This window comes from Faecalibacterium prausnitzii (assembly GCF_049532945.1).
Taxonomy (GTDB): Bacteria; Bacillota; Clostridia; order Oscillospirales; family Ruminococcaceae; genus Faecalibacterium; species Faecalibacterium prausnitzii_N.
The window spans coordinates 433240-458060 of the sequence record NZ_CP186691.1 but is presented as its reverse complement, the minus strand read 5'-3'; the positions used below and the strand labels follow the sequence as shown (position 1 = coordinate 458060).

General features: G+C 49.0%; 28 protein-coding genes and 5 pseudogenes. 9 read left to right on the top strand and 24 right to left on the bottom strand.

Annotated features, from left to right (window positions below):
- Window positions 1-21: 21 nt before the first annotated feature.
- Window positions 22-339, bottom strand: a complete 318-nt coding sequence (locus ACNQFG_RS02290) for a DUF3847 domain-containing protein (protein ID WP_316541617.1) — start codon at window positions 337-339, stop codon at window positions 22-24.
- 112 nt (window positions 340-451) lie between these two features.
- Here ACNQFG_RS02290 and ACNQFG_RS02285 point away from each other — a divergent pair.
- Together ACNQFG_RS02285 and ACNQFG_RS02280 are read left to right on the top strand one after the other, a co-directional pair.
- Window positions 452-1237: pseudogene (locus ACNQFG_RS02285) on the top strand (VirD4-like conjugal transfer protein, CD1115 family); the annotation flags it as partial.
- Window positions 1224-1394: a hypothetical protein gene (locus tag ACNQFG_RS02280; protein ID WP_002569167.1), complete on the top strand. Its 171-nt coding sequence runs from the start codon at window positions 1224-1226 to the stop codon at window positions 1392-1394. The pseudogene ACNQFG_RS02285 and the gene ACNQFG_RS02280, both read left to right, overlap by 14 nt.
- Before the next feature lie 115 nt (window positions 1395-1509).
- On the opposite strand, the pseudogene ACNQFG_RS02275 reads toward ACNQFG_RS02280, so the two are convergent.
- Window positions 1510-1680, bottom strand: a pseudogene (locus ACNQFG_RS02275) (transcriptional regulator); the annotation flags it as partial.
- Window positions 1681-2061: 381 nt separating this feature from the next.
- Here ACNQFG_RS02275 and ACNQFG_RS02270 point away from each other — a divergent pair.
- The 4 genes from ACNQFG_RS02270 (at window position 2062) to ACNQFG_RS02255 (ending at window position 4232) form a co-directional block, all read left to right on the top strand.
- On the top strand, window positions 2062-2241 hold the full coding sequence (locus tag ACNQFG_RS02270; RefSeq protein WP_002588768.1) for a cysteine-rich KTR domain-containing protein: 180 nt from the start codon (window positions 2062-2064) through the stop codon (window positions 2239-2241).
- A 23-nt stretch (window positions 2242-2264) separates the two neighbouring features.
- Window positions 2265-3254 carry a 23S rRNA (adenine(2503)-C(2))-methyltransferase RlmN gene (gene rlmN / locus ACNQFG_RS02265; protein WP_002569187.1) on the top strand — a complete coding sequence of 330 codons (990 nt, stop codon included), beginning with the start codon at window positions 2265-2267 and terminating at the stop codon, window positions 3252-3254.
- 250 nt (window positions 3255-3504) lie between these two features.
- A complete protein-coding gene (locus ACNQFG_RS02260; protein ID WP_009243795.1) occupies window positions 3505-3690 on the top strand; it encodes a hypothetical protein in 186 nt (61 codons plus the stop codon).
- A 101-nt stretch (window positions 3691-3791) separates the two neighbouring features.
- Window positions 3792-4232: an RNA polymerase sigma factor gene (locus ACNQFG_RS02255; protein WP_002569188.1), complete on the top strand. Its 441-nt coding sequence runs from the start codon at window positions 3792-3794 to the stop codon at window positions 4230-4232.
- Window positions 4233-4569: 337 nt separating this feature from the next.
- On the opposite strand, the gene ACNQFG_RS02250 is transcribed toward ACNQFG_RS02255, so the two are convergent.
- The 8 genes and pseudogenes from ACNQFG_RS02250 to ACNQFG_RS02215 all read right to left on the bottom strand — a co-directional run bounded on the left by ACNQFG_RS02250 (window position 4570) and on the right by ACNQFG_RS02215 (window position 11620).
- The gene (locus ACNQFG_RS02250) at window positions 4570-4851 is read right to left on the bottom strand and encodes a DUF6061 family protein (protein ID WP_015536560.1); all 282 of its coding nucleotides are present in this window, start codon (window positions 4849-4851) and stop codon (window positions 4570-4572) included.
- A gap of 89 nt (window positions 4852-4940) precedes the next feature.
- Window positions 4941-5219 (bottom strand): annotated as a pseudogene (locus tag ACNQFG_RS02245) (DNA topoisomerase); the annotation flags it as partial.
- A gap of 100 nt (window positions 5220-5319) precedes the next feature.
- Window positions 5320-6051, bottom strand: coding sequence for a DUF4366 domain-containing protein (locus ACNQFG_RS02240; protein WP_423405848.1), 732 nt, complete (start codon window positions 6049-6051; stop codon window positions 5320-5322).
- Complete coding sequence (locus ACNQFG_RS02235) at window positions 6035-6301, bottom strand: DUF4315 family protein (RefSeq protein ID WP_423405847.1); 267 nt, start codon at window positions 6299-6301, stop codon at window positions 6035-6037. Before ACNQFG_RS02235 ends, ACNQFG_RS02240 begins: the two co-directional genes overlap by 17 nt.
- A 13-nt stretch (window positions 6302-6314) precedes the next feature.
- Window positions 6315-8048, bottom strand: a complete 1734-nt coding sequence (locus tag ACNQFG_RS02230) for a C40 family peptidase (RefSeq protein ID WP_423405846.1) — start codon at window positions 8046-8048, stop codon at window positions 6315-6317.
- Window positions 8045-10403: pseudogene (locus tag ACNQFG_RS02225) on the bottom strand (VirB4-like conjugal transfer ATPase, CD1110 family). Before ACNQFG_RS02225 ends, ACNQFG_RS02230 begins: the two are co-directional and overlap by 4 nt.
- Window positions 10378-10740, bottom strand: coding sequence for a PrgI family protein (locus ACNQFG_RS02220; protein WP_097793239.1), 363 nt, complete (start codon window positions 10738-10740; stop codon window positions 10378-10380). The pseudogene ACNQFG_RS02225 and the gene ACNQFG_RS02220 overlap by 26 nt, the downstream one beginning before the upstream one ends.
- 13 nt (window positions 10741-10753) lie before the next feature.
- Window positions 10754-11620: a VirB6/TrbL-like conjugal transfer protein, CD1112 family gene (locus ACNQFG_RS02215; RefSeq protein ID WP_423405845.1), complete on the bottom strand. Its 867-nt coding sequence runs from the start codon at window positions 11618-11620 to the stop codon at window positions 10754-10756.
- Between ACNQFG_RS02215 and ACNQFG_RS02210 the strand changes: the two genes are divergently transcribed.
- Together ACNQFG_RS02210 and ACNQFG_RS02205 are read left to right on the top strand one after the other, a co-directional pair.
- Window positions 11598-11858 (top strand): hypothetical protein, encoded by a 261-nt coding sequence (locus ACNQFG_RS02210; protein WP_423405844.1) that lies wholly within the window; start codon window positions 11598-11600, stop codon window positions 11856-11858. The two genes, ACNQFG_RS02215 and ACNQFG_RS02210, sit on opposite strands and share 23 nt — an antisense overlap.
- A gap of 57 nt (window positions 11859-11915) precedes the next feature.
- Window positions 11916-12890, top strand: a complete 975-nt coding sequence (locus ACNQFG_RS02205; RefSeq protein ID WP_423405843.1) for a Fic family protein — start codon at window positions 11916-11918, stop codon at window positions 12888-12890.
- A 33-nt stretch (window positions 12891-12923) separates the two neighbouring features.
- Here ACNQFG_RS02205 and ACNQFG_RS02200 read toward each other — a convergent pair.
- The 10 genes and pseudogenes from ACNQFG_RS02200 to ACNQFG_RS02155 form a co-directional block, all read right to left on the bottom strand.
- A pseudogene (locus ACNQFG_RS02200) lies at window positions 12924-13007 on the bottom strand (Maff2 family mobile element protein); the annotation flags it as partial.
- 89 nt (window positions 13008-13096) lie between these two features.
- Entirely contained in the window at window positions 13097-14767 is a 1671-nt protein-coding gene (locus ACNQFG_RS02195; protein WP_005335872.1) for a recombinase family protein, read from the bottom strand.
- Window positions 14768-14965 (bottom strand): hypothetical protein, encoded by a 198-nt coding sequence (locus ACNQFG_RS02190; RefSeq protein ID WP_002595102.1) that lies wholly within the window; start codon window positions 14963-14965, stop codon window positions 14768-14770.
- Between the two features lie 241 nt (window positions 14966-15206).
- Window positions 15207-16544: a virulence-associated E family protein gene (locus ACNQFG_RS02185; RefSeq protein ID WP_007047420.1), complete on the bottom strand. Its 1338-nt coding sequence runs from the start codon at window positions 16542-16544 to the stop codon at window positions 15207-15209.
- Window positions 16513-17157 (bottom strand): CHC2 zinc finger domain-containing protein, encoded by a 645-nt coding sequence (locus ACNQFG_RS02180; RefSeq protein ID WP_423405842.1) that lies wholly within the window; start codon window positions 17155-17157, stop codon window positions 16513-16515. Before ACNQFG_RS02180 ends, ACNQFG_RS02185 begins: the two co-directional genes overlap by 32 nt.
- Before the next feature lie 66 nt (window positions 17158-17223).
- Window positions 17224-18804 carry a MobQ family relaxase gene (gene mobQ, locus ACNQFG_RS02175; protein WP_423405841.1) on the bottom strand — a complete coding sequence of 527 codons (1581 nt, stop codon included), beginning with the start codon at window positions 18802-18804 and terminating at the stop codon, window positions 17224-17226.
- A 183-nt stretch (window positions 18805-18987) separates the two neighbouring features.
- Window positions 18988-19209, bottom strand: coding sequence for a DUF4318 domain-containing protein (locus ACNQFG_RS02170; RefSeq protein WP_002596507.1), 222 nt, complete (start codon window positions 19207-19209; stop codon window positions 18988-18990).
- 317 nt (window positions 19210-19526) lie between these two features.
- Window positions 19527-19823, bottom strand: a complete 297-nt coding sequence (locus ACNQFG_RS02165; RefSeq protein WP_005335898.1) for a DUF3847 domain-containing protein — start codon at window positions 19821-19823, stop codon at window positions 19527-19529.
- Window positions 19816-20157: a DeoR family transcriptional regulator gene (locus tag ACNQFG_RS02160; RefSeq protein ID WP_005335900.1), complete on the bottom strand. Its 342-nt coding sequence runs from the start codon at window positions 20155-20157 to the stop codon at window positions 19816-19818. The genes ACNQFG_RS02165 and ACNQFG_RS02160 overlap by 8 nt, the downstream gene beginning before the upstream one ends.
- Window positions 20154-20342 (bottom strand): hypothetical protein, encoded by a 189-nt coding sequence (locus ACNQFG_RS02155; RefSeq protein ID WP_002304353.1) that lies wholly within the window; start codon window positions 20340-20342, stop codon window positions 20154-20156. The genes ACNQFG_RS02160 and ACNQFG_RS02155 overlap by 4 nt, the downstream gene beginning before the upstream one ends.
- Window positions 20343-20824: 482 nt before the next feature.
- On the opposite strand from ACNQFG_RS02155, the gene ACNQFG_RS02150 reads away from it, so the two are divergent.
- The gene (locus ACNQFG_RS02150; RefSeq protein WP_008372835.1) at window positions 20825-21631 is read left to right on the top strand and encodes a helix-turn-helix domain-containing protein; all 807 of its coding nucleotides are present in this window, start codon (window positions 20825-20827) and stop codon (window positions 21629-21631) included.
- A 117-nt stretch (window positions 21632-21748) separates the two neighbouring features.
- Here ACNQFG_RS02150 and ACNQFG_RS02145 read toward each other — a convergent pair whose 3' ends face one another.
- The 4 genes from ACNQFG_RS02145 to ACNQFG_RS02130 all read right to left on the bottom strand — a co-directional run bounded on the left by ACNQFG_RS02145 (window position 21749) and on the right by ACNQFG_RS02130 (window position 24793).
- On the bottom strand, window positions 21749-22240 hold the full coding sequence (locus tag ACNQFG_RS02145; RefSeq protein WP_009266803.1) for a nucleotidyltransferase domain-containing protein: 492 nt from the start codon (window positions 22238-22240) through the stop codon (window positions 21749-21751).
- A 51-nt stretch (window positions 22241-22291) separates the two neighbouring features.
- Window positions 22292-22669, bottom strand: coding sequence for a TnpV protein (locus ACNQFG_RS02140; RefSeq protein ID WP_005335912.1), 378 nt, complete (start codon window positions 22667-22669; stop codon window positions 22292-22294).
- The gene (locus tag ACNQFG_RS02135; protein WP_005335920.1) at window positions 22629-22991 is read right to left on the bottom strand and encodes a helix-turn-helix domain-containing protein; all 363 of its coding nucleotides are present in this window, start codon (window positions 22989-22991) and stop codon (window positions 22629-22631) included. Before ACNQFG_RS02135 ends, ACNQFG_RS02140 begins: the two co-directional genes overlap by 41 nt.
- A 191-nt stretch (window positions 22992-23182) precedes the next feature.
- A complete protein-coding gene (locus ACNQFG_RS02130) occupies window positions 23183-24793 on the bottom strand; it encodes a recombinase family protein (protein ID WP_423405840.1) in 1611 nt (536 codons plus the stop codon).
- Window positions 24794-24821 lie beyond the last annotated feature (28 nt).

Below are 24821 nucleotides of genomic sequence, written 5' to 3'. Positions count from 1 at the left end.
AACGGTGTATAATTGCGCCCTTTATTCTAAAGGGTGCGGAACGCTGCGGCTTTCGTGCAGGTCGTGAATCATCTTTGCAAGAGCCAGCGCAACTTCCGGCTGACGGAACGCAATTTTCAGCAGCTCCATCACCTGATCGTTGGTGAGTTCTTCCGGCGCAATCAGAAAACTTTCCAGCATTCCGGCACGGGTACACAGCCGATGCACACGGGCCTTGCGGGTCAGCTCCGGTATCTGGTGTTCCAGAATTTTCTCACGGTGCTGGTAGTAGCGCAGCTGCTGTTCTGCTTTGGCTTTCTCGCTGCGGAGATAGGCGAGGTCGGTTTTGGGTTGGGTCATGGCATCACGCTCCTTTACAACATTAGTGGTATTCGACATTTTTATTGGTTCGTGGTACACTACACACAATCAATGTAGATGTGGATTTTATCTTTTTGCTGATATCCTTGGCATTAAGGAGCTGCGGGAGCTTATGGAAACCGACGAAATGGAGCTTGACACCATAGGTGACAGAAAGACCGCCCTTTTCGTGATTATCAGCGACACCGACGACACCTTTAACTTTGTCGTGAGTATTCTCTACACACAGCTATTCAACCTCTTGTGCGACAAAGCAGATGATGAATACGGCGGGCGGCTTCCCGTCCATGTACGGTGCTTACTTGATGAATTTGCGAATATCGGGCAAATCCCCAAATTTGAGAAACTAATCGCAACCATACGGAGCCGGGAAATCTCCGCGTCAATCATCTTGCAGAGCCAGTCACAGCTAAAGGCAATCTACAAGGACAACGCCGATACCATAGTCGGCAACTGCGACACCACGCTTTTCTTGGGCGGCAAGGAAAAAACCACGCTCAAAGAAATATCGGAGATTTTAGGCAAGGAAACGATAGACAGCTTCAACACTTCCGAAACAAGGGGGCGGGAGCTTTCGCATGGGCTGAACTATCAGAAATTGGGAAAGCAGCTTATGACGGAAGATGAAATCGCAGTCATGGACGGAGGGAAATGTATCTTGCAGCTACGCGGGGTGCGCCCGTTCTTTTCGGACAAATTCGACATAACGAAACACCCGAAATACAAGTACCTATCCGACGCAGACCCGAAGAACGCCTTTGACATGGAAAAGCACCTTAAACGCCGCCCCGCCATTGTCAAGCCCGACGAGGTTTTTGACTATTACGAGATTGACGCAGCAGACTTACAGGAGGACGCAGACCATGAGGAAACGTAGCGCAGAGGAAAAACAAAAGCAGCTTGAACGGTTTTTAATGAATGTTGCGGAAGCCGCCGACGCTGCATTATGGGAGTATTGGCGGGAAAAGGAAGCGGAACACCGCCGTTTTGCAACGGAGTATGTCACGCGCCGGGGGCTTATCCCTCAACAGTGACAGCATGGCAGACCGCCGGGGAGGGGGGACAGGGGAAGCTACACTTCCCCTACGCTGCCTTGCGGCAGCTACCCCTTTGTGAACTTGCGGGAAGCGAACACCTTGCTATGCAAGCTATCTGTAAACTTGGGTGCTGCCCCTTGTTCTCAATGTTCGCAAGGTAGCGCGGCGAGATAAACATTTCGTCGCCTACTTTCTTGCGGCTCTCCTTGCATCCCTCACGCGCTGCCTTTATCGCTGCCCCAAAAGCCTTAAAGTCGTATCGTGGTACTGGTCTTTTTGCCATAGTTATTCACCCTATTACATTTTACTGTTCCCCTTTCTTCTTGGATATGTCTACGTAGTTCTATCAGTTAGCCAAAATAATTCATATATATATGTTGACAACAAGCTGCTTTTGTATATAATATTATATAAAAGGGGGGAATGTTTATGTTACATAGCATGCGTATTCGATAAGCATTGAAATCAAAAAAGATTTTTCCCATTTTCAATATGGGCTTTTTTGTCATGCTTATTTTGCGTATGCTATACAACAAAACTAACGACGTATAGACATAGTATAAAAACTATGCCTTAATTTTGTTGTAGTATTATATGTATAAATGCAGGTCAATGCTCATGTTGAGAATTGACCTGCATTTTTTTGCGCAAAAGGAGAAATATTATGCTTGAAAAATATTGGATAAAATGTCCAATTTGTAACGGAAAGACGAGGGTTCAAGTATTTTATAATACGGTATTAAGAAATTTTCCTCTTTTCTGCCCTAAATGTAAATTAACGCATATCGTTGATGTTGAAAAACTAGAAATCATAATCAAAAACTCTGAAAAACAAACTTTTTAATTTTGAAAAGGAAGGATATTTAAATGAAACACTTACCTAAAAGTACACCTACGGAAATATTGAATGACCCATACGGATTTACTTACAAAGAAATGTCGGAAGTAATTGGAGAGGATAAAGCAAGAGCCTTATATACGGAATTGTATAAACAGCCATTTCACAAAGAAAATCTATCAATATCAACAAAAAAAGTCTATAAAAGTAGCGATACTGAAAAGTATGTTTATGAATTGAAAGATAACAGGTATATTGAAACGGTTTTTATTAAACGGCGAGATGGTGGGACTGTTTGCGTAAGTACGCAAGTTGGTTGTTCTGTTGGCTGTATTTTTTGTGAGTCCGGACGCAATGGTTTTGTTCGTAATCTAACACCGTCTGAAATTGTGCAGCAGGTTGTATTGATACGTCAAAAAGTAAATCGTATCGTTTTTATGGGAATGGGAGAACCTTTATTCAATTACGACAACTTGATTGCAGCAATCCATATTCTTCGAGATAGAAATGGACTTAACTTTCCAACCGACGGCATTACCGTATCAACAGTTGGTCCAGTTAATCAATTAAAAAAATTGCGCGAAGAACATCTAAAAATTCAGTTGACAATATCTTTACATGCAGCAACACAGGCTGCGAGAAACTGTATCATTCCTCATATGCACATGTACGCTATTGAAGATGTTGTTAAGCAAGCATTGTCCTATTCTCAAAGGCATAATCGAAAAGTGGTATTTGCGTATTTGCTTTTACCAGGTATAAATGACCGTTCCTCAGATATAAGGCAACTTGCAAAATGGTTTAAGGGCAAAAATGTTATGATTAACGTGCTGCAATACAACCCGACGAGTAATTCAAAAATTAGAGCACCACAAAAACAAGAAATGGTTGCGTTCAAACATCAATTAGAGCAAACAGGACTTGAAGTTACCATGAGAGTTTCTCATGGTAGAGAGATTAAAGCAGCTTGTGGACAGTTAGCTAATACATATAATAAAGCCAAAAAACAACAGAAATAATTTAATTAAAAGAGCCAGACGCACAGACGCAGAGCCGATAATATGCAGTTTGAAATACTGCTGTTATCGGCTCTTTTTTGATTTTAATTTGTGCCCCTAATAACCATATTGGAGCAAAATCAGAACTGTTGCTTGTCGTTCTTTGATTTCCGCAGCAGCTTTGAAAAATCAAAGCCGCCGTTTCTTTTTATCTTCTAATGAAATGACGCGGTATCACTGTTGAAATCGGCGGCTAAAGGAGGTAGCCGCCATGAAGCAAAAAGCATATCGACAAAATCCGACAGTTATTGACTTATCAAAAAAAGCCCGCCCACCACCGGGGGAAACTACGCTTATATATATGAACTGTCTAATCATCTGGATACTGCTTACAATGCCTATGCGCCCGTCCGGGCTTTTCGGACGGGCGCATTTTGTACGTTCAAAAAATTTTTGAAGAAATTTCAAAAAATCTTCGGCGTTTTTGAAAAACGCCGTATTGCCCCGCGAAAAGGGGGGAAGCACCACCAACTTTCCAACGAGAAAGGAGGTGAGAATGTGGAACCTAATAGCAGGGAGTTTTACAAACAGTGTGCTTTTCAGAAGTTTTGTAATACGGTATTGCACAATGAAGCTTGCGACACCCATAGAGAACTTCGCAGACACAAGGCAAAGGAAGTGACCTTTTCCGACATGACCTTAGACGAAGCGCGGCAGCTTCATACGTTTGATGAATATTTCAAACGTGAAGCCGCCGAAACCGTCTTTGAGAAAGCCGGGAAGAAAATCACGCCAAAGCTGCTTCTTGAAGCAATCCGTACTTTGCCGGAAGAAAAGCGCAAAGCCATACTGCTGTATTACTTCGAGGGAATGAACGATACCGAGATTGCGGAGCTGTTCAACACGTCGAGAAGCACGATACAGTACAGGCGGACAAGCTCTTTTGAGAAATTAAGAAAATATCTGGAGGAAAATGCTGATGAATGGGACGAATGGTAACGAACCCGGCTACCCGGAAAATGCCCTTGTTCCTTATAATCAAGCCCCCAAAATGGCAAACTTGAAATCATCGAGAGATACATAAAATATAGGGTTAAATCGACTTTCGTGTCGAAAAAACAAGTGCTAGAAATAGCAAAATCCATTGAATTTTAGAATGACATTTATAAGAAACCAGTAGATTTGCCTGATATTTGTGATTTCTTTGACCGTTGGGCCATTGATTTTGCACTACATTGATTTTGCACTACTATGAGCAAAGGAAAAACTTAAAATAAGCAAACAACCCGCCATTTGCAGCGACTGCAAGTAGCGGGTTGTTTGGCCTATTTAGAGGTTAGTCTTTCAGTTTGCCATGGTCACAGCCAAGTGAGAGATAATGCTCAATCTCACCACTCAGCACAAGCTGGACGCACTCCAAGGGCTTGTTGTATAGTAGCCAATCAAGTTCAGCTCGCTGTGCCGGGGTATTGCCGTATTCGTCCTCGATGGCAAGGCAGTCAATGGCAATGGCAGAGCCATCAGCGAACTGGGCTTCCGCTCGGTTGGTGTCCATATTATAGTGCCAAGAACGTGCTTTTTGAGAACTATTCTGGTCAAAAATTCGATTTTGTTTCATTTGAATGCCCTCTTTGATGCTTTTATGATTTAGTTTTTTGACGAGATGAGGTCTCTTTTTCTCTTTTCTTGAGTCACCCAACCGCACTATCCTGCATCGCAACTGTTCACAATGCTCTCGACATCCGGGCGGTGCATCAGTTTTTTCAGAATACCGAACTGCTTTTTGGTGGACGCAGACACCAGATACTGCCACCTTTCCGGCAGAATGGGCAAATCTGCGATACTCCACTTGACGTATTTGGCATCGTAGATGTTGGGCGGTGCCAGTTCCACCAAGTGCCCCACGCACCAGCTGACGAGATAGCCGTTGCCCTCAAGGTAGCCGTCCTGACGTCTGGTGGCACCGAGGACTTTAGCGTAAGCCATGGCAACGGATGGCTTTTCCGCCACGACTAATTTTGCGATAAAAATCACTCCAATCTGTTTCTGATTGCAATATGTACGGCGGCAAAACGCCGCCTTAAAATCAGATGGGTTCGGTATCTTCCTCGCCGGTTTCTTCCGGTTCATCCTCCACAGGAATTTCAAAGTCGCCCTTGTCCTCGGTGTAGTTTGCATCGGGGTCAAGGGCTTCTTTTTCTGCCTGCTTTTTCTGCTTCTGCTTCGCGAAAGCATAGAAGCCGCCGCCTGCCGCCAGCGCAATCAGCACGACCACACCCAGAAAGCCAGACGCGATCTTTGTGACCTTGTTTTCCTTGGGCTGTTCCGTGCCGGATGCCGCCGCTTCTTCTGCGGCTTTCTTGGCTTCTTCCTCGGCTTTCAGCCTGTCCTGTTCCGCCTGCGCCGCCGCTTCCTTTTCGGCGGTATAAGCGTCCGCATCTTCTTCCTCCATCAGAGCCAACAGGTCGGCTTCGTCCACAAGGTTCATAAAGTGGACGGTCTGCTGCCCTTTGGCATTGCGGTCAATCACCAGATAGAAGGTGTTGCCGGACTTCGACACCAGCGTAATGAACTGCTGCCCGCTGCCATCGGAATAGTCGGTGTGGTAATCGTCCACCAGTGTCAGGTTGCCCTCCGGGGTCAGGGCACCAGAGGTTTCGTCCGTGACGGTGACAACATCTTCCTCCACGACTTCCGGCAGAACCGGCTGCTCCACCGGGTCAGCTTTGCCCTCAAAGGCAAAGGCGGGAGCCGTCATGCCAGCGCACAGTGCCGCCGATACCAGCAGTGCGCCCAGTTTCTTAATCTTCATCAGCATCGACCTCCTTCTCAAAAGTTGCACCCACGGCAGACAGCGCAGCCGGGGTCGGGGTGGCGGTTGCCGACTGCCGCAGCAGCGCAGCCAGCTGTTCCGGCGTGACCTTTGCCGTCCGAACCATCTCGTTCACTTCGGCGGCTTCCTCCTCCTGAATCCGACGTTCCAAAACCGCAATGCGGTTGTTCAGCTTGATGCGACGCTCCTGCTCTTTCTTGAGCGTTGCCCGCAGCTTGTCCAGTTTTTCGCTCATAAAACTCCTCCAATCATTTTGAAAGCCGTCCGAACCCAGCGAGATGCTTCTCCCAGTAGGACGAGTGAATGTTTGCGTACTTGATGGGGTCTCCGGCACTGACCATCATGCCATTGCCGAGATATATTCCAGTATGGCTCATGCCTGGGGTGTCGTAGGTACCTTTGAAGAAAACCAGATCTCCGGGCTTTGCTTCTGCTTCGGAGATGTGCTGGCATTTATTCCACAGACCGTTGGCCGTGGTGCGCCCGACATTGTAGCCGTTCTGGTTGTAGACCCAGCAGACGTAGCCGCTGCAATCGAACCCGGTTTCCGGGGTAGAACCGCCCCACACATAGGGCGTGCCCACATACTTTTGGGCTTCCTTGTAGATGGCGGCAAATTCGCTGTCGGTCAGGGCTTCTGCCGGAACCTGATAGTCGATGCCCGGTGCGCCGGAGCCATCGGAGCCACCGGGCGGCAGACCGCCGTTGAACAGATAAGGTCGACCACCCAGCGTATCCTGAAAGATCTCATAGCGTTTCCACTGGTCGTTGTCCAGTTCCTCCCGGATAACCACTTCCAGCCCTTTATTCACCAATTTGGTGTGGAAGATGCGGTACTCATAGGGCACCTGCGTAGGAACTGGGATTCCTGCCGGGCTGATGACCCAGACGGTCTTATACCGTATCTGCACCTCCACCCATGTGGTCAGCTTGTACTGCTTTTTGAAGGTCTCCTTCAACTTGCCCTGCACCTCTGACCGGGTGTAATCGTCATAGAGAGTCGTGAGAAAAGAGGTCAACTGCCATGGGTCATGCTCGATGGGGTCAAGGTGATACTGGTACTCGTTGTAGCCGGGGTGGTCGGTGGGGGTGCGCTTGATCTTTTTGTCCAGCTCCTTTTCCAGCTTCTTGTAGTCGGTTTCGGCTCCCCGGATGTCCCGGTCCTCTGCGGTGTAAATGGTCTGACCGGATACCTGCGTGGTGCCGGAAAACAGAATGGAACAGGACGAAAATGCCGACATGACCAGCAGCAAGAGCAAAAGAAAAACGCCCACGATCAAAAGAACGTGCGCGTTGCTTTTTGCAAAATTGGCAATGCCGTTGACTGCGGTGCTGACCACCGATCTTCCTTTGTCGATGACCTGCTCCACGCCGGATCGGGTGGCAGATGCACCGTTGGATGCCGCTTTGCCGCCTGCGGTCTGCGCCGCCGTGCCCGAACGGGCAGCGGCATAGTAGCTTTTGTGGATTTCTTGCCGCTGTTTCCAGCGTGAAAGCCAGTTGGAGCCGCCCTCGCCGGTGCCGGATGCGCCTGCATCTTGTGGCGCAGTCGGCTCTCGTGCAGAAGATTTTGCGGTTTTGGTGCCTTTCTTGCCCTGCATCTTGGCTTTCTTCTTGAGCTTCCGGGCATAGCGGCTTTTGGAAATATCACGGACATTTCCTGCCGCTTTTTCGCCCTCGCTCAACGCCTGCACACCGACGTTTTCATCCTCGTACTGGTCAACCTCCCGATGCACCGCAGACCGGGCGGCATGGGCGGCGTACATTTCTCGCTTCTGCGCTTTGCTCAACCGGCTCAACTCGTCCGGGGTCAGTTCCGCCTTGCCAAACCGTAGATGCTGTGCCTTTTCCGCAGCTTTATCCGCATCGGTTTTCAGCTTTTTCTTTTTGGGCACCGACTGCTCCACTTTGGCTTTTTTCGGGGGCGAACGGGTCTTTTTGGCAGACGTTTCCTCTTTGATGTTCAGTTTCGGCTTGCTCATTTCTGCCCCTCCGAAACCTCACCCAACTTGGTGGTCATAATGCGGTAGAGTTCCAGATCGGTGGGGAAACGGTCTACAAAGGGCAGGATCACATTGCCGAAAAAAAGCAGCCCCTCGCCCTCGCCGGAGTGGGTCACATAGGAAAGCTGGTGAGGAGAGATGTTGAGCTGCTTTGCGAGAATCTGCCGATCTCCTGCCGCCTGATTCAGCATGATGATCATGTCACTGTTCTCGAAAATATTCTCGACTTCACGGGAAGAAAGAAGGTCTTTCACGTTCTGGGTCAGCCCCGTGGGAATACCACCCCACTTGCGGAAACGCTTCCAGATCTCCACGGAATACGCCGCAGTCTGCTCCTCTTTCAGAAGCAGGTGCATCTCGTCCATATAATACCGTGTGGACTTTCCGCTGCTGCGGTTTGCCGTAACACGCCCCCACACCTGATCCTGCACGATGAGCATTCCGAGCTTTTTCATCTGCTTGCCCAGTTCCTTGATGTCATAGCAGACGATGCGGTTGTTGACGTTCACATTGGTGCGGTGGTTGAACAGATTCAGGGAGCCTTTCACATAGATTTCCAGAGCCGTGGCAACATGGTGGGCTTCTTTTTCGTCCTGTTGGAGCAGGGCGTTGTACAAATCCTCAAGGATGGGCATATTCTCCGGGCAGGGGTCCGCAAAATATTTGCGATAAATGAGATGCACACAGCGGTCAATGACGGTTTTCTCCACCGGCAGCAGACCCTCCTTGCCACCCACCACAAGTTCGCACAGGGAAAGGATAAAGTCGGCTTTCAGGGACAGCGGATTATCTTCCTCGGAGTAGTTGGCGTTAATGTCCATGGGATTGATGAACTGGGTACTGTTGGGCGAAATTTTGATGACCTGACCCTTCAAACGATTCACCAGCGGCGAGTATTCGCCTTCGGGGTCGTTGATGATAATATCATCGTCTGTCACCAAAAAAGCGTTTGCGATCTCGCGCTTTGCCGAGAAACTTTTGCCAGAGCCGGGAGTGCCCAGAATCAGACCGTTGGGGTTTTTCAGCTTTTTGCGGTCCACCATGATCAGGTTGTTGGACAGGGCATTCAGCCCATAGTACAGGCTTTCTTTACCGGACTGGTACAGTTCCTGTGTGGTGAACGGAATGAAAATTGCCGTGCTGCTGGTGGTCAGGCCGCGCTGAATTTCGATCTGGCAGTCAGCCAGCGGCAGGCTGCTCATCAAGCCCTGCTCCTGCTGAAAGTCAAGCCGGCACAGGTTGCAGTTGTGTTTCTGAGCGATGGAGCTGGCCTGAAAGACGTTGTTTTCCAGTTCCTGCTCCGTGCGCCCGGTGTTCAGCACCAGAAAGGTGACAAGGAACATCCGCTCGTTCTGGCTCTGCAATTCCTTCAAAAGCGCCTTGGCATCCCTGCCGTAAGTTTTCAAATCTGACGGCAGAATGTCGATGTCGTAACCTGAACGGATTGCTTTTTTCTGCTCCTCAATGGTACTGCGGTCCAGTTCGGTGATGGTGCGCTTGACCGTCTTAATGGCCTTGTTCTGGTCAACGGACTGGATGTGCATGGTAACGATCTGGGACGAATCCATGTCCAGAAAATCCTTCAAAAGCTGGTCGCTGATGTCGGATGCCGTGATGCTCAAGAAACTGGCGGCGCAAAAAATGCCGCCCATCTGGAACGTCCGGGAGTTTTTGAAGGCAAAGGCGGTGGGTGCAATGGCATCCTTCACCGAAAGGCCGCTTTTTACAAGGTCCTTCCAGTCAAAATGAAACTTGGATGCGCCGTCCATGTTGAACATATCGTGCATGAGTTTCAGCCGCTGGGCACCGTTCAGGGGCTTTGCCTGCACCCCCAGCCGGTGGAAGTTGTTGAGCAAATCGTTCTGGATGTGGTCCAGACGGGGCTTGACCTGCGCCATGCTCTCGCCCTCCACACCAAAGGTGATGAATTTGGTCTTAGTCAGACCATTATTGCCCTTGGCAAGCTGCTGGCGCAGCATCTGGCTGTACTCAGCACGAACATCATCGAAACCATCTCGCTGGTACGGGATACGGATGCTTTTCTCAAACTCGGTGCTGTCGGTTGCCATGTTCACGAAGGACAGCTCAAATTTGATGGAGCTATCAAAGAAGTTCAGAAAACTGCACCATTCCTCGAAAATGGCGGTCCTGTCCTCCTGCTGGGCGAGCTGATAATTGATGTCCTGATACTGGATGGTGCGGGTGTAGTAGCACCCGGCAGGTGCCATCCTCGAACATCCGCTGCATGGGGATGGACTGCTGTGCTGTCCGGGGAACAGCAGACTTCGGCGGCTTTTTCTTGCCGCCCTTATCGGTCTTTTTCCAAAACGGCATTGGCTGACCCTCCTCTCATCAAAATCGCGTAGTAGTTGTTGGTCTTATAAGGTCGAATCTTCGGGCGCAAGAATCGCGCCTGAACATAGTGCGACAGCAGTTTTTCCAGCGGCTGACCATTTTTCTCGTACATACCCAGAAAAAATGCAGGCAGCATAACGGCCATCATGCCAAGGGTGGCGGCTGTGTTGCCGCCGGAATCCCGGAGAACGAAAAACAGCGGCACTCCAATCAGTGCCGCCGTGCCGAAACAAAGTAGTTGCCGTTTCGTCAGGTTGAACGCGACCTTCGATTTTACTTTCGTCAGGTCACGGGGAACGGAAATATACGCAGCCAATAAAGCACCCCCTTTAATGCGCTCCGAGGACGGATTTTGTCACGGAGCTGGTCTTAAACAGGCTGAAACAGAGCAGAACGGTGTAGCCCACAATGCTCCAGATGGAATTGATTGCATCCCCGGAAATTGCCACGCTCTGGATCAGCACCGCGTAAATCGCCACGCAGATGAGGATGAGAAAGCCCTGAAAGCCCAGCGCAAACAGGCATCTCAGGTAGTTCTGCCCCATGTGCGATTGCTGGTGGTTGCCGAAGGTCGCCATCGGGATGGGTGCAAGGCTTACCATGCAGTAGATTTCAATCATACGCCCGTAGACGATCACAAAAATGATGATGCTCAATATCCGCATGGTGATTCCGATGAAGAAGGACTGCAAAAACAGCCCGAACAGGGGTCCTACATCCATCTGCATCAGGCTGGATTGCAGCATGGACAAACCAATGTCGTTGACGCGGGTGTTTCCGGCGATGATGCCGCTGGAATCGGACACAACTTTCTGCGTAAGGTCAAAGACTGCCATCACAATATCGAAGGTGTTGCTGATGAGCCACACCGAAACAGCGGTCTTGAAAATCCAGCGCATGATGAGGGCAGGCTCGAACTGCGCCATGTTGTTGTGCTGGGTGATCATCTCGATCAACTCATAACAGGCGATGAAGGTCAGGATGATGCCTGCAATGGGCAGCACCACATTCCGGGAGAGGGCTTCGATCATGGCGAAAACGCGCGGTTCAAAGCTGGAGGGCTTGGTGCCCACCTGCTGGGCGATATTGCCGACCTGCGTGTTCACATCGTCGAACAGGCCGGAAAGGTTTGACATAATGCCTGCCGTCAGGATGCCTTTGATCCAGTCGGCAATGGCTTTGAGAACGGTTTCCATTCAGCAGTCACCGTCCTTAGCTGAAGTGGTTGATGAGGGTCTTGAGAAGGTTCAGAAGGAAAATAATGTGGGTCAAAAACTGCATAAGACACCGCCTTTCATTGATGGGTGGATAAAAACACGACTTGGGGCACGGACATTCAATAAAACTGCAAACCGCAGAGGGCTTTCCGCTGCTGCTCAAGCCGCCGTATGGAACAATGCCCTCATTTCATCTATCATTTTTTCAAAATTTTGATTGATGAATGATAGATGAAATGATATGATAAAAGAAATGATATGGGAGGTACACATCGTGCGAAACAAGAAACCGCCATTTGAAATCACAGAAGCAGCGCTTTCGGATGTTATGGAGATCAGCGAACTGGTAGGCAAAATCAGTTCCACCCAGAATCTTTCCACAAGCCCGATTTTGCGCCGCCAGAATCGAATCCGAACGATTTATTCTTCTCTGGCCATCGAGCAGAACACACTCTCTTTGGAGCAGGTGACGGCTGTTCTGTCTGGAAAACGTGTGCTTGCCCCTCCAAAAGACATTGCGGAAGTAAAAAATGCCTACGAGATCTACGACCATCTTGCAGAGTTGAATCCATATTCGATGGATGACCTCTTGCTTGCGCATCGGACGATGATGCAGGGACTTGTGCGTGAAGCGGGAGAGTTTCGTTCCCGACCTGTTGGCGTTGTAGACAACAAGGGGAATGTCCTGCATTTTGGAACATTGCCGCAGTACGTTCCCTCTTTGATGGAGGAACTGATTCAGTGGACAGAAAATAGTCCCTTTCCTCTTTTAATTAAGAGCTGTGTTTTCCATTATGAATTTGAAGTGATCCATCCATTTGCAGATGGCAATGGCCGTATTGGACGGCTCTGGCACACACTGCTGCTGTCAAAATGGAATCCCTTATTCGCATGGCTTCCCATCGAATCCATCATTCACGACCATCAGACCGAGTATTACGCAGCAATCAATCAGTCCAATGCACAGGGAGAAGGAACTATTTTTATCGAATTTATGCTGGGAATCATCAAAGAGGCTTTGACCGAAGCAATCAATGAACAGCCTGTTGCACAGAGCAAGGAAGAAGTGCGTTGGACGAAAATTGCAGCATTTCTCCGCACAAACCATATTATCCAGAACGTCGATGTACAGAATCTTCTCGATGTTTCTCCTGCCACTGCAAGTCGAGTTCTGAACACCTTGACAAAAGAAGGAAAGCTCGTCAAAGTGCGAAATGGTCGCTACTGGGCATATAAATTGGCAGATTGATTATGTACAGGCGGGAAAACCCGCCTGCGGCTCTTAGCCGAACAGACCGCTCAGCAGGGGAATCAGGGTGATACCGATGAGGGCAACGCCGCCGCCAGCCATCAGCTGTTTTATCCCCAATTAGGTGTAAAATTCTGCTCGATGGCGGGCGGCGGCGTACAAAAATCTATATGGTGTTTTTAAGAGAACCATCCAGGCGGGACAGGTCAGGCAGTGACCTGTTCCACCTCCGGGATGGGTTTGAGATTAAAATGAATTTCGATAGAAATGTGTCTTGTTTTATCTTCGTCAATGCGCTCATGCACGACGATTTCTTTGATTAAGCGGTTAAGGGTGGCTGCATCCAGCTCTGTGATGTTGGCGTATTCCTGAATGGCTTCCACCCATTGTTTTGCATCATTGGCAAGCTGGACTTCATCGGACAGCCGCTTTCTGCCCTCGGACACTTTTGTTTTAAGCTCCGTCTGCTCGGTCTGCGTCTTTTCCAGCATGGTGTTGAAGTTCTGCTCACTGATACGCCCTGCAATCATATCCTCATAAAGCCGCATTACCATTTTGTCCAGAACCTCAATCCGTTCCTCGTCCCTTGTAAGGGAGCGTTCCATTGCTTCCCGCTGTTCCCGCTGCTCGGCTTCACAGGTATTGGTCAGGCGGTCGGCAACCGCTTCTCCGTCCATCAGGGCAGCTCTGGCACATTCCCGGATTTTCCGCAGCACATGACTGTAAAGGGTGTCATAATCAATCCGGTGCTGGGTGCAGTGGTTCTTTCCAAAGGCATTGTAGGTCTTGCAGGAGTAAATCCGCTGGGGATGTTTTGCGTTTGTGTAGCGTATCGTCAGCGACTTCCCACACTCGCCGCATTTTATCAGTCCGGCAAACAGGCTGATTTCATTGGTCTGCCCCGGACGCTGGCGGGATTTCAGCTTGTTCTGCACAATATCAAAGCTCATGCGGTCAATCAGCGGTTCGTGCTGTCCCTCAACCACAACCCAGTCCTCCGGTTTCTTTTCCCCAATCGTGCCGATTTTGAAGCGGTAGTCTTTTTTCTGGGAAGCAATCGCCCCGGTGTAGACGGGATTCATCAAAAGGTCTTTGATAACGGAGAAGTCCCACATATACCGCCCGTTTTCCGGGTCTTTCTTTTCCCATTTGGTGCGGGTATTGCGAAGCCCCCGTTCCCGGTTCCACCATGTGGGGCAGGGGATTTTTTCTTCCTCCAGCCGTCTGCGGATATAGTTCGGACCATGACCGTTCAAGGCATATCCGAAAATCAGCCGCACAATCGGGGCGGTTTCCTCGTCAATGAGCAGATGGTTTTTGTCCTCCGGGTCTTTCCGATACCCAAACGGGGCAAGACACCCGGTAAACTGTCCTTTCTGCGCTTTCAGAAGATAAGAGGAATGGACTTTCTTGGAAATATCCTTGCTGTACATCTCGTTCAGGATATTCTTGAACGGGGCAATGTCGTTGTTATCCCGTAAGGTGTCGATACCGTCATTCATGGCGATATAGCGCACCCCGTTTCTTGGGAAAAAGTCCTCAATCAAATGCCCGGTTTGCAGATAGTTACGCCCCAGTCGGCTGAGGTCTTTCGTGATAACAAGGTTGATTTGCCTGCGCTCAATGGATCTCAACATTCTCTGTAAATCAGGACGCTCCATATTAAGACCTGTGAAGCCATCGTCCTGATAGACTGCCACAACCTCCCATCCCTGCTTTTCGCAGTATTTTTCCAGCATATCACGCTGGTTTGCGATACTGGCACTTTCGCCTTGCAGGTCATCGTCCTTTGACAGTCTGCAATAGACCGCTGCACGATAGCCCCCGGCAAGTGCCGAACCGATTGTTCTGTATTCCATTTCGTTCATCATAGCCATTTACCCACACAATCCAGACGGTATCCGGCTCTTTTGAACCTCATCTTCATTATACTTCAATTCTTTCTTTTTAGCAAGATATTCTTTTGTATTTGTCTTGCCGTATTTCTGGGAAATCAGGCTGACGAACACATCGGTGGCGTCCAGCTCCCCGTCAAATACAGTGGTCACATGAATCTCTGTTTTGTTTTTTGCCATAGGCAGTTATCCTCCATACATGAAAATAGCCAGACAGAGGGTGTCGGCAACGAAGTCCGGCAACGGGCTTCAAAAGACCTTGCAAACAATCTCAATCTGGCGGTGGTTACTATTTATACTTTTCTTTTATTTTTCTGTTGTTTTGGTTGTCATAGGGGAGAAAAGCCCGCAGTTATGGGTTTTTCCCCGGCAACCGGCTCGGCAACGGGATAGCAACGAAGTCGGCAACGGGCTGTCATTTTCAGAATGGAAGCTCCATCTGCTCCGTGACCTCCACAAAACCGTCCATAGATTTTTCGGGCGGGTTGTCGGTGTCCGTTGCCGGGATTTCACGCTCCCAGCCCTTTTGTCTGCCATATTCCGCAAACATTCTTGGATTGGAAAAGTAGTTCCACCCGGTAATGCACTGGTTCATTATCTCGTTGATTTCCCGGATTTCCCATTGCTTCGGCTCGTCAAAGGTGTGATTTAAGGCTTCCTTGTAGAGCTGCTTGGAACAGACCGTTTCCCCGGTGTACTTATCAAGGTAAGCCTGTATCATCCCGGCTTTGGTGTCCTCCGGCATAAAATCCCGCTGGTGTTCTTTGAGATACCGCTGCATGGCTGGGCTGAATGACAGCTTGTACCTGCCGCTTCGGTAAATCTCCATTGCTTCCGCCCACATCTGGCTGATATAGGCTCTGGAAGCGGCTTCGTCCTCCAAAATGTGAACCTCGGCTTGCTCCGGGTACACCATGACCGGGATAAATCGGCGGTTGCCGGAACGGTCAAGGGGGAGAAAGTCAAGGGCGTTGGAAGTACCGCCGAACACGCACTGACGGGGACGGTCTGCCGGGTGGGTTTCATAGGGTATCTTATAAACCTCTTTCTGTCGGCTTAGAAAAGACTTGATTTCCTCAATGCTCTTGGCATTGGCGGTTGCCATCATTTCCGACATTTCAATTATCCAGTGACCTTGCAGCTTGCGGTACACGTTATCATCGTCCAGCTTCCGCAAATCATCGGAAAACCACTCGTCCCGGACTGCCAGCAGACGGAAGAAGGTGGACTTGCCAGCCCCCTGACCGCCTACCAGACACAGCATGATTTCAAACTTGCTTCCGGGCTTAAATGCCCTTGTAATCGCCCCCAAAAGAAACAGCTTTAGGGCTTCATAGGTGTAATCGTCCACATCCGCCCCCAGAAAGTGCCGCAGACAGAAGCGGATGCGCTCCGTCCCGTCCCATGCAAGGCTGTTCAGAAAATCCCGGATGGGGTGGTACTTATTCTCATTCGCCACAATCCCGATGGCGGTTTCAATCTTTTTCTCACTGGTCAGCCCGTAGGTTTCCTCCAGATAGAGAAGCAGATACTTCATGTCTGTATCGGTCAGGGCTGTGCTTTCTCTGTGAAAACCGATGGGCTTTATGATGTCCTTTCGGTCGGTCAGGATGTTATAGGCGATTGCCCCGGCAAGCACCGGGTCACGCTGGAATACGGTCAGGCAGTTCCGTATGCTCTGGCGGACACCGCCTTTCTCGGTGGTTTCCAGAGTTGCCTTTACTTCCTCAACGCTCTGGGGCGGCTGCATGGCGTTCATGGTGTTTTTTAGTTCTTGCTGCGTCTGCGGCGGCAAGCTCTGCCATTCGCTGTTCAAGCTGTATCACATCCTTTCCATGTTCCGTAATCAGTGAAGCGATTTCCTCCGTATCCCCAAACAGCAGCACATCCAGCAGATATTCCACATGGGCTTGCTTCTGCAAGGCTTCCACGAACCGGGGATGAAACGCTTCCTCCGGGGAGTGCGGGGCATAGTCGGTTTTCCATACCCGTAAGAGGTGTAGATAATCGGCAAGGACACGGAAGCAATGTGCCTTTGCTTCCCGGAACTGTTCTTCCGGGGATTTCTGCCGGGGCTTGGGCTTCCTTGCCTTGCCCGGTGGCTTCCAGTCCTCATAGGCAAGCCCGAAGTCACTCGCCAACTGTGCGGCGGCTTCCTTTTTCCCCAGCCCGTACAGGGCAGCTACAAAATCAATCACATCCCCATCTGCACCACATCCGAAGCAGTGGAAACGCTTGTCCAGCTTCATGCTGGGGGTCTTATCGTTGTGGAACGGGCAGCAAGCCATCCCGTTTCTGTTTACCCGGATTCCGTAATGCTCCGCAGCCTGTCTTGTCGTAACGGACTGCTTCACAGCTTCAAATACATTCAAATCAATTCCTCCTTGTAAAAAAGAAAAGGCACTTATCATTCTCAATCTGAAAATGGCAAGTGCCTGTTAAAGTTCCATATCCTGTTGTTTGTGTTTCGTCTGCGCCGGGGCGTTTTTCTGTGCTCTCTTCTCGTCAGCCTTATCCTGCAAGACTTCTTTGAGGGGCTGCTTCTTGGGCGGCTCTTTGCTTTCCTCTGTGCCGGGTGTGGCTTTCCGTACCCAGTAGCGGATGTCCCACAGCTTCTTCAAATCTTCCTGCACCTCGGTCAACGGTACTTTCAAGTCTGCGATTTCGTCCACAAGCTTCGCCTGTTCCTGCAAAAGCTCCTTTTTCGTGCTGTCCTTATCGTCCGGGTGCTTGGCAAGGTAGGCACTGGCTTTCTCAAACCGGGCAACCTCCGGGTGTTCCAGCTTGAATTTTTCCTTAGTTTTCTTGAAAAATATCTTCTGGTATTTCTCATAAACGGGCTTACATTCCTTACAGTCCGTCCGGGCGGCAAGGATAGCGTCAATCACGTTGCTGCGGGTTTCCTTTGGCTTCATCTGCTTTCGGTAGTCGGCGGCAGATTTCCCGGAAGAATCCAGAAATACTTCTAAGTCCTCCACAGTAGAAAGCCCCTTTTGACGGAGATAGGACAGGGCTTCGCTGACTGCCTTTAAGTCTTTGGAAGTCCCCCGGCTTTGTCCCGCCCGTGTCCAGCTGCTCCGTTCTGCCTTTCGTATCTCCATATACTTCATCAGCAGATTGGGAAGAAAGACCGCTTCCTCCGCAGCTTTTTGGGCAAGCAGTTCATTCCGCTTTTCGCTAAGCTCCGCAATCCAGCCTTTGAGATTTTTAATAAGCTGCCGGATGGACTTCATCAAACTATTGGCGGCTTTGATTTCTCGGTTCAGGTTGCCGATGTTCGTCTGAATCCCACGCTTTTCCATCTGCCGGACAGCAGCCCCTTCATGGACGGTAGGGATAATATCAAGCCCCTGTCTTTCGTAAGAACGGAGATCTACTCGTTCCGGGCGGTTGTTGGCTTCCAGATAGCGGTTTTGGATGACCTCCCATTCATGCCGCCAGATTTCGCCATATTTGCGGTCGTTCCAGTCAACCGTATCTTCCTTGTGGCTTTTCCACCTGCCGGACGGGAGCTTGATTCGTTCCCCGTTCTTATCAAGTTCATAGACCTTGCGGCTCTTGGGAAGCCATTTCCCACGCTCATCCATTGCCCGCATGGTCAGCATGACATGGGCGTGGGGATTGTGTCCCGGCGGATAGGGGTCATGGATGGCAAAATCAGCAATCATGCCTTTGGAAACAAACTGCTGTTCACAAAACTCCCGGACAAGGGCGGCGTACTGGTCGGGCGGTATCTCTCTGGGAATGGAAAGCACCCACCGCCTTGCAAGCTGGGAGTTCCATTGCTTCTCAACAGCTTCGGCAGCGTTCCAGAGGGTGTTGCGGTCTGTGTACTCCAGGGGAGCGTTTGCCGGGAGCAGGATTTCATTGTGGACGATACCACGCTTTTCCGGGTAGTGTTTTACTTCCTGGTCATATTCACAGAACAGCTTTTCGCCGCTCTGGTAAGCAGCGGCGGCAACCGCAGACTGGCGGTGGCTGCGCTGCACAATAGAGATTTCGTTGTGTGGACAGGGCATTTTGTGTTCCTCCTTTCGGTAATTGGTGGATGGGTGGGCGTTTTACCACCTCATTTTGGGCAGAAAAAAAGCAGGATACCTTTTCAGATTTCCTGCTTGTTGTGCCGCTGTGTAAACGGCGGGTATTTAGTTGTGAAAGTTCGGGACAAGTTGACCCGATGTGTGTAGAATAACAAACTGGATTTATTTTTCTTTACATTTTATGCCGTAATTTCCCCTACTACCATTTTCGTAGCCCCTATATATTTCATATCTTTTTCCATTTATCTCCACTTCGTCATCGTTAATAAATGTATAAGACTTACCATTTTCTTCACAATACTTTGAAATTGCTTCCATAGTTTTTGCAAGAGTTGGGTAATTGGCACTATCCTCATAAGGAACCCAAAAAGCTTTTTTAAACATATAAAATACCTCCTTCTAATTTGTTAAGTAATCCACGAATTTTCAAAGCGTTATAAAATAATAGTATCATACAGCTTCGCAAAAATCCACTTATAACTTCAAACTTATCGGCTGGGAACAGCTTGCAACGCAAGGTGTCCCCAGATGGCAAGTCCACAAAAGGGTAGCTGGCGGCAGCCAGCGCAGGGGAAGTGTAGCGTCCCCTGTTTGATTTGGAGCAGACCGTGGCTGCGGAAAATCACAGCCCTCCTGCAAGGAGCCTTCGGAGAACGCAATGCACCAACCTCTGGGTGGTGTATAATTGCGCCCTTAGTAAACTAAGGGGTTTCCGGCTTCTCCCGTTCCAGCAGTTTTTTCAATATATCTTGCGTGTCCTGCCTGTGAAAAATGAGTTTCAGCAACAGCATGACATCATCGTCCGTCAGGCGTTCCGGCTCTTGCAGAAAACTTTCCAGCATACCGCCACGAGTACAGAGCCGGTGCGTCCGTTCCTTTCGGGTAAGCTGCTTCAACTGGTGCTGCAATGCCTTTTCATCATTGATGGCTTTCCGCAGTTTCTTTTCGCTTTTCTCCAACTCCCGGTTGAGCTTTCCCAGCTTTGAGGTATCAGGCAAGGGTAGCGCCCTCCTTTCCCGGTATCAGCACATAAATCCTGTTCGGTTCTCCCACGCCCTGACGCACCCGCATGATAAGTCCGGCGGTTTCCAGTTCATTCAAAGAACGCTTGACCGTCATGAGGCTGCGGGACAGGACTGCGGCAATGGCTGTGATAGGGAAGCAGACAAAAAGAATCCCGTTCTCGTCCGCCTGCCCTCTGAAAAGCATAGCGTCCAACATCCGGCAGTACATGACCTTTGCGGTGCTGCTGACTGGAAATCCTGTCAACGCTCTGGGAAATGGCATACAGGGCGGCAATGGTGTGTCTATCGTCATAAATTCAAAATTCATTCGGTGTGTTCCTCCTTTTTCTTTGCTCGTTTGGATAAATAACGGGGGCAGTCAATCACAACCGCCCGGAAGCTCTGCTTGCACCCATGCTGGCATTTCCGGCATAATTCGTTGTAAGTGACACGCCCCCGGTCATTGAGGTAAAAGGAAAGCTCATGCTTCCGCTTTTTGCTCATTCTCGGCATGTTACGTTTCCTCCCGTTTTCGTGTATGGTTTCGGGGCGATTTTCGGCAAAATTACAGCCATAGAGCCGCTTAAAATCTCCCGAAGTCTCAGCGATAGGGTAGACTATCTCCCTATCAAATTGTCGTGTTTCGGTATCATTTCGGTGTCAGTTCGCCAGTTCTCCCCGGTGTCGTTCCTCCCCTGAATCTCACAGCGGCGTATCGCTCCCTTTGGTACGCTCGTTTCGGTCAGGGTTCCTCCATATCCCTGCCAAAAGTCATGGCGCTACATCGCCGGGGAAGCATATCCCACACAGGCTGGTCATTCGATTGGAATAATCCATCGATGAACTACCTGTATCATAGAACATTTTTGTGCCCTGTGCCGTATATCCACAAAGTAGGAATCAGGGGGAAAATCAGAAATTTCCACGATTGCGGAAAGTGTGATATAATCCAGTTAAACGGCAGAAATAAAACCACCGGAAAGGAGCGTGCGCCCATGAAAGTTGCAACAAGCATACAGGAACGCCTTTGGGAACTCCGCAAAGACAAAGGCTTAAATCTGGAAGAACTATCAAAGCTGACGGGCATTTCTAAATCAGCCCTTGGCAGTTATGAAAAAGAGGATTATAAGGAAATCAATCATGGCAACCTTATCACGCTGGCAGACTTCTATGGGGTTTCCGTCGATTATCTGCTGTGCCGGACAGAGAACAGGGAGCAGATCAACACGCCACTGACGGAGCTGCATTTGAACGATGAGATGGTGGCACTGCTGAAAAGCGGTCGGATTAACAACCGTCTGCTCTGCGAACTTGCCACCCATAAGGACTTTATCAAGTTTCTTGCGGACATTGAGATTTATGTGGACGGGATTGCCACCATGCAAATCCAAAATCTCAACTCCCTTGTTGATACCGTCCGGCATGAAATTATTGAACGGTATCGCCCCGGCGAAGATGACCCGCATTTGAAGGTGCTGCAAGCCGCACATATCAGTGATGATGAGTATTTCAGTCACATGGTTCTGGATGACCTCAACCTGATTATCCGGGATATTCGGGAATTCCACAAAAAGGACAGCGAGAGTGCGCCCCAAACTACCGTTGCCGATGAACTGAAAGAAAATCTGGAAGCGGTCGAAAATTTCAAGGGCAGTCGAGATGAAAAACTGGTTATCCTTTACTGCAAGCAGCTTGGTATCAACTATAAAAACCTGTCAGAAGAAGAATTTCGCTGGTTCATTCGTATTCTCAAAAAATCAAAGAAAATGGGAACGCCTATCAGCCAGAGGAAAAAACGGTAAAGGAAAACCGCTGTTGCATGGTTTGTTGGATTCCATGTAGCAGCGGTTTGTGCTATACTTATTCAGTTAAAATTTCAAAGCGATAAAGTGGAATTTATCTTAGAAATTACAGCAATGTTATTTTGATAAACTTTCAAGAATTGAAATATCATGCTTATCTTTATCTCTTAATTCATAACCTGAGTGGAAAACTCTTTGGCCTTTTAAGGATATACAAGGAATTGTTTTTCCTTCAAAAAAAGCACTACCAAAGTAATCTTTTTCAAACTCATACCAGCCACCCTCTAAATCAGCTTGTTTTGAAGTTCCGTCCTCATTTAAAACGAACGGGTGAATGTCTAAGTAACCAAGTTCATCACTATATAACTCTATTCTAACCGGTTTCCAGTCTGTATCAATTTTATAGCCCAGATTCAAAAGCACATTTAACAATTTTTCCGTATGTTGAGCATCAAAATTTATATCTATATCTCTATGAATTCTTGTTTGTTTACCAGCTAAAATATCTACACCCCATCCGCCATCCAACCAGTATGTAATTCCAGTATTTTCGAATAATTCTATTACTTTCATTAAATCTTCTTTTGTTGTTATTTCTTTTCTACCCATACAAAGTCTCCTTTACAACTTCTAATTTGTAATAATCATTCTACCATACCGTTATGAATAAATCATCTCATACAAAACAATTTCTTCTGCCCTGTTGTGAATGTTATTGCAACGCTGCACCCATTCCATTTGTCGGGTACACTTCAATTCCTCTGTCACGCCCTCGGTAGCTTTCATCTGCTCCATGATAGTGTCTAACCGTTTTTGTGCCTGTTCATTCAGGTCTGCAAGATATGTCAACAATTCTCCGGTCAGTATCAATGTATTCAATCTGGCTGGGTGGACTTCTCTTAAATATTCCCGGTGCATTCGTCCGTACTTTCCGATAGGGCGGTGTTCCTCCGGCAGTTTCAAGCCTGGAATGTAGTAATCTCCGACAAGGATATAATCAATTCCGTTTTCCGTTATTCTTGGTTTCAATTCGCTCATGTTCCTTACCTCCTGTGGAAGCAGGCTCGTCTGGTACTAACTCAATCACATCAGTAATCTCACAATTCAGAGTTTCACAGATACGGGCTAATGTATCCATGCTGATGTGCTTTCCCTCTTTGCTCATGTTGGCAATCATATTTGTTGTCATACCAGCAGCAAGCCTTAAATCCTCTTTTCTCATATCACGCTCTAACAGTGTGTGCCAGAGTGGTTTATAGCTGATGTGCATATTGTTTTCCTGCCTTTCTATCCATACCACCGGGGCGGTTGCCCCGGCAGGAACTTTTCTCTTATTATAACACCAATCTTGTGAAATCACAATTTATTCTTGTAGCCTGCCGCTGATACCGTCTGGATTGTGCATTCCCTTTCTTTTTGTTCCCTTTAATTAGCCATGAACTGCTTCATACCCTGACTCTTTGCTTATGTGTGATAAAGAAGTAATAGAAGTGTAAAAAATTTTGCCGTTCCTATCCGGCGTTTGCGCATTGCGCCGGATAGGTCGGGCGGTCATTCGGGCAGGTCTACCTTGCCAACGAAAGAGTAATAAATATCAATGTCCTGTCTGCGTGTGCCGTTCTCGTCATAGCTGCACTCATGCACAACGATTTTCTCCACAAACTCACGCAAAAGGGTAGGGGTAAGTTCTTCAAAGCTGGTGTACTTGCGGACAACGTTCATAAACTTTTCAGCGTTTACCGTGGCTTCCTGCGCTTTGGAAAGCTCTGCCCGGATAGCGGCGGCTCTCTCTTTCAGTTCTTTCTGCTCGGCTTCATAGTCTGCCGACAGCTCCGTGAAACGCTCGTCTGAAATGCGCCCGGTCACGCTGTCCTCATACAGCCGCTTGAAGATAGCGGATAACTCGCTGATACGCTTCTCGGCGGCTTCCAGCTCCTTTTTCCTTGCGGCGTTCCTGCGCTTGCCCCCGTCCTCGTTCTGCTGGATAAGCAGCTTCACGAACCGGGCTTCATGCTTCTGTGCATAGGCGGTCACTTTCCGCAGATTGTCCAGCACACCCGCCGTCAAAAGGTCGGTTCGGATGAAGTGCGCCGTACAGTCGGCGGTGCGCTTCTTATAGCTGCCGCAGATGTAGCAATCCTGCTTGCGGGTGGCGTTCTGGTAACGCTGCTGGTAAAGGACGCTGCCGCAGTCGGCACAAAAGAGTATGCCGGAGAACAAGCCCACATCATCGTAGCGGTTGGGGCGTTTGCGCTGCTTGCGTAACTCCTGCACCCGTTCCCATGTCTGCAAGTCGATGATTGGCTCATGGTGGTTCTCGAAAATCGCCTGTTTCTCAATGGGGTTGTCTATGCTGTGCTTCATCTTGTAGGACGGTTTTTCCGTCTTGAAGTTCACAAGACAGCCTGTGTATTCCCGGTTTTCCAACAGATGAACAACGGTATTGGTCGCCCACTTACATTCATAGCCGGGGTGGTAGCGGCGTATGCTGCCTGTGCGCTGGTATTCCAGCGTTCCCGGCGTGGGGATTTCCTGCTCGGTCAGCATACGGGCTATCTTGGTCGGACCGTTCCCGGCAAGGCACAAGCTGTAAATCTGCCGCACAACAGGGGCGGCTTCCCCGTCAATGATAAAATTTTCGTCCTCGTCCATAAAGTAGCCGTATACGGGTTTGCTCGTGACGGGCTTCCCGCTCATACCCTTAGACCGTTTTACTGCCTTGATTTTTTTGCTCGTATCTCTCACCATCCATTCGTTGAAAAGATTACGCAGCGGGGTAAAATCGTTGTCGCCCATTGCGCTGTCCACTCCGTCATTGATAGCGATAAAGCGGACGCCTTTCTGCGGGAAAAGCATTTCTGTATACATTCCCACTTGAAGATAATTTCGCCCTAAACGGGACATATCCTTGACGATGACTGTGCCGACTTTCCCGGCTTCAATGTCTGCAAGCATGGCTTGAAATCCGGGTCTTTGGAAGTTCGCACCACTATAACCGTCATCTGTGTACCAGCAGAGATTGGTAAAGCCGTTCTGCTTGGCGTAGGTTTCCAAAATGCGCTTTTGGTTGGATATAGAGTTGCTTTCCCCTTGCAGTTCATCTTCATGGGATAATCTCGGATAAAGGGCGGTAATAAGGTTTTGGGTTGTCTGTCTTAACATGGTTTCCTCCGTTTCCGACAGCCAGCCC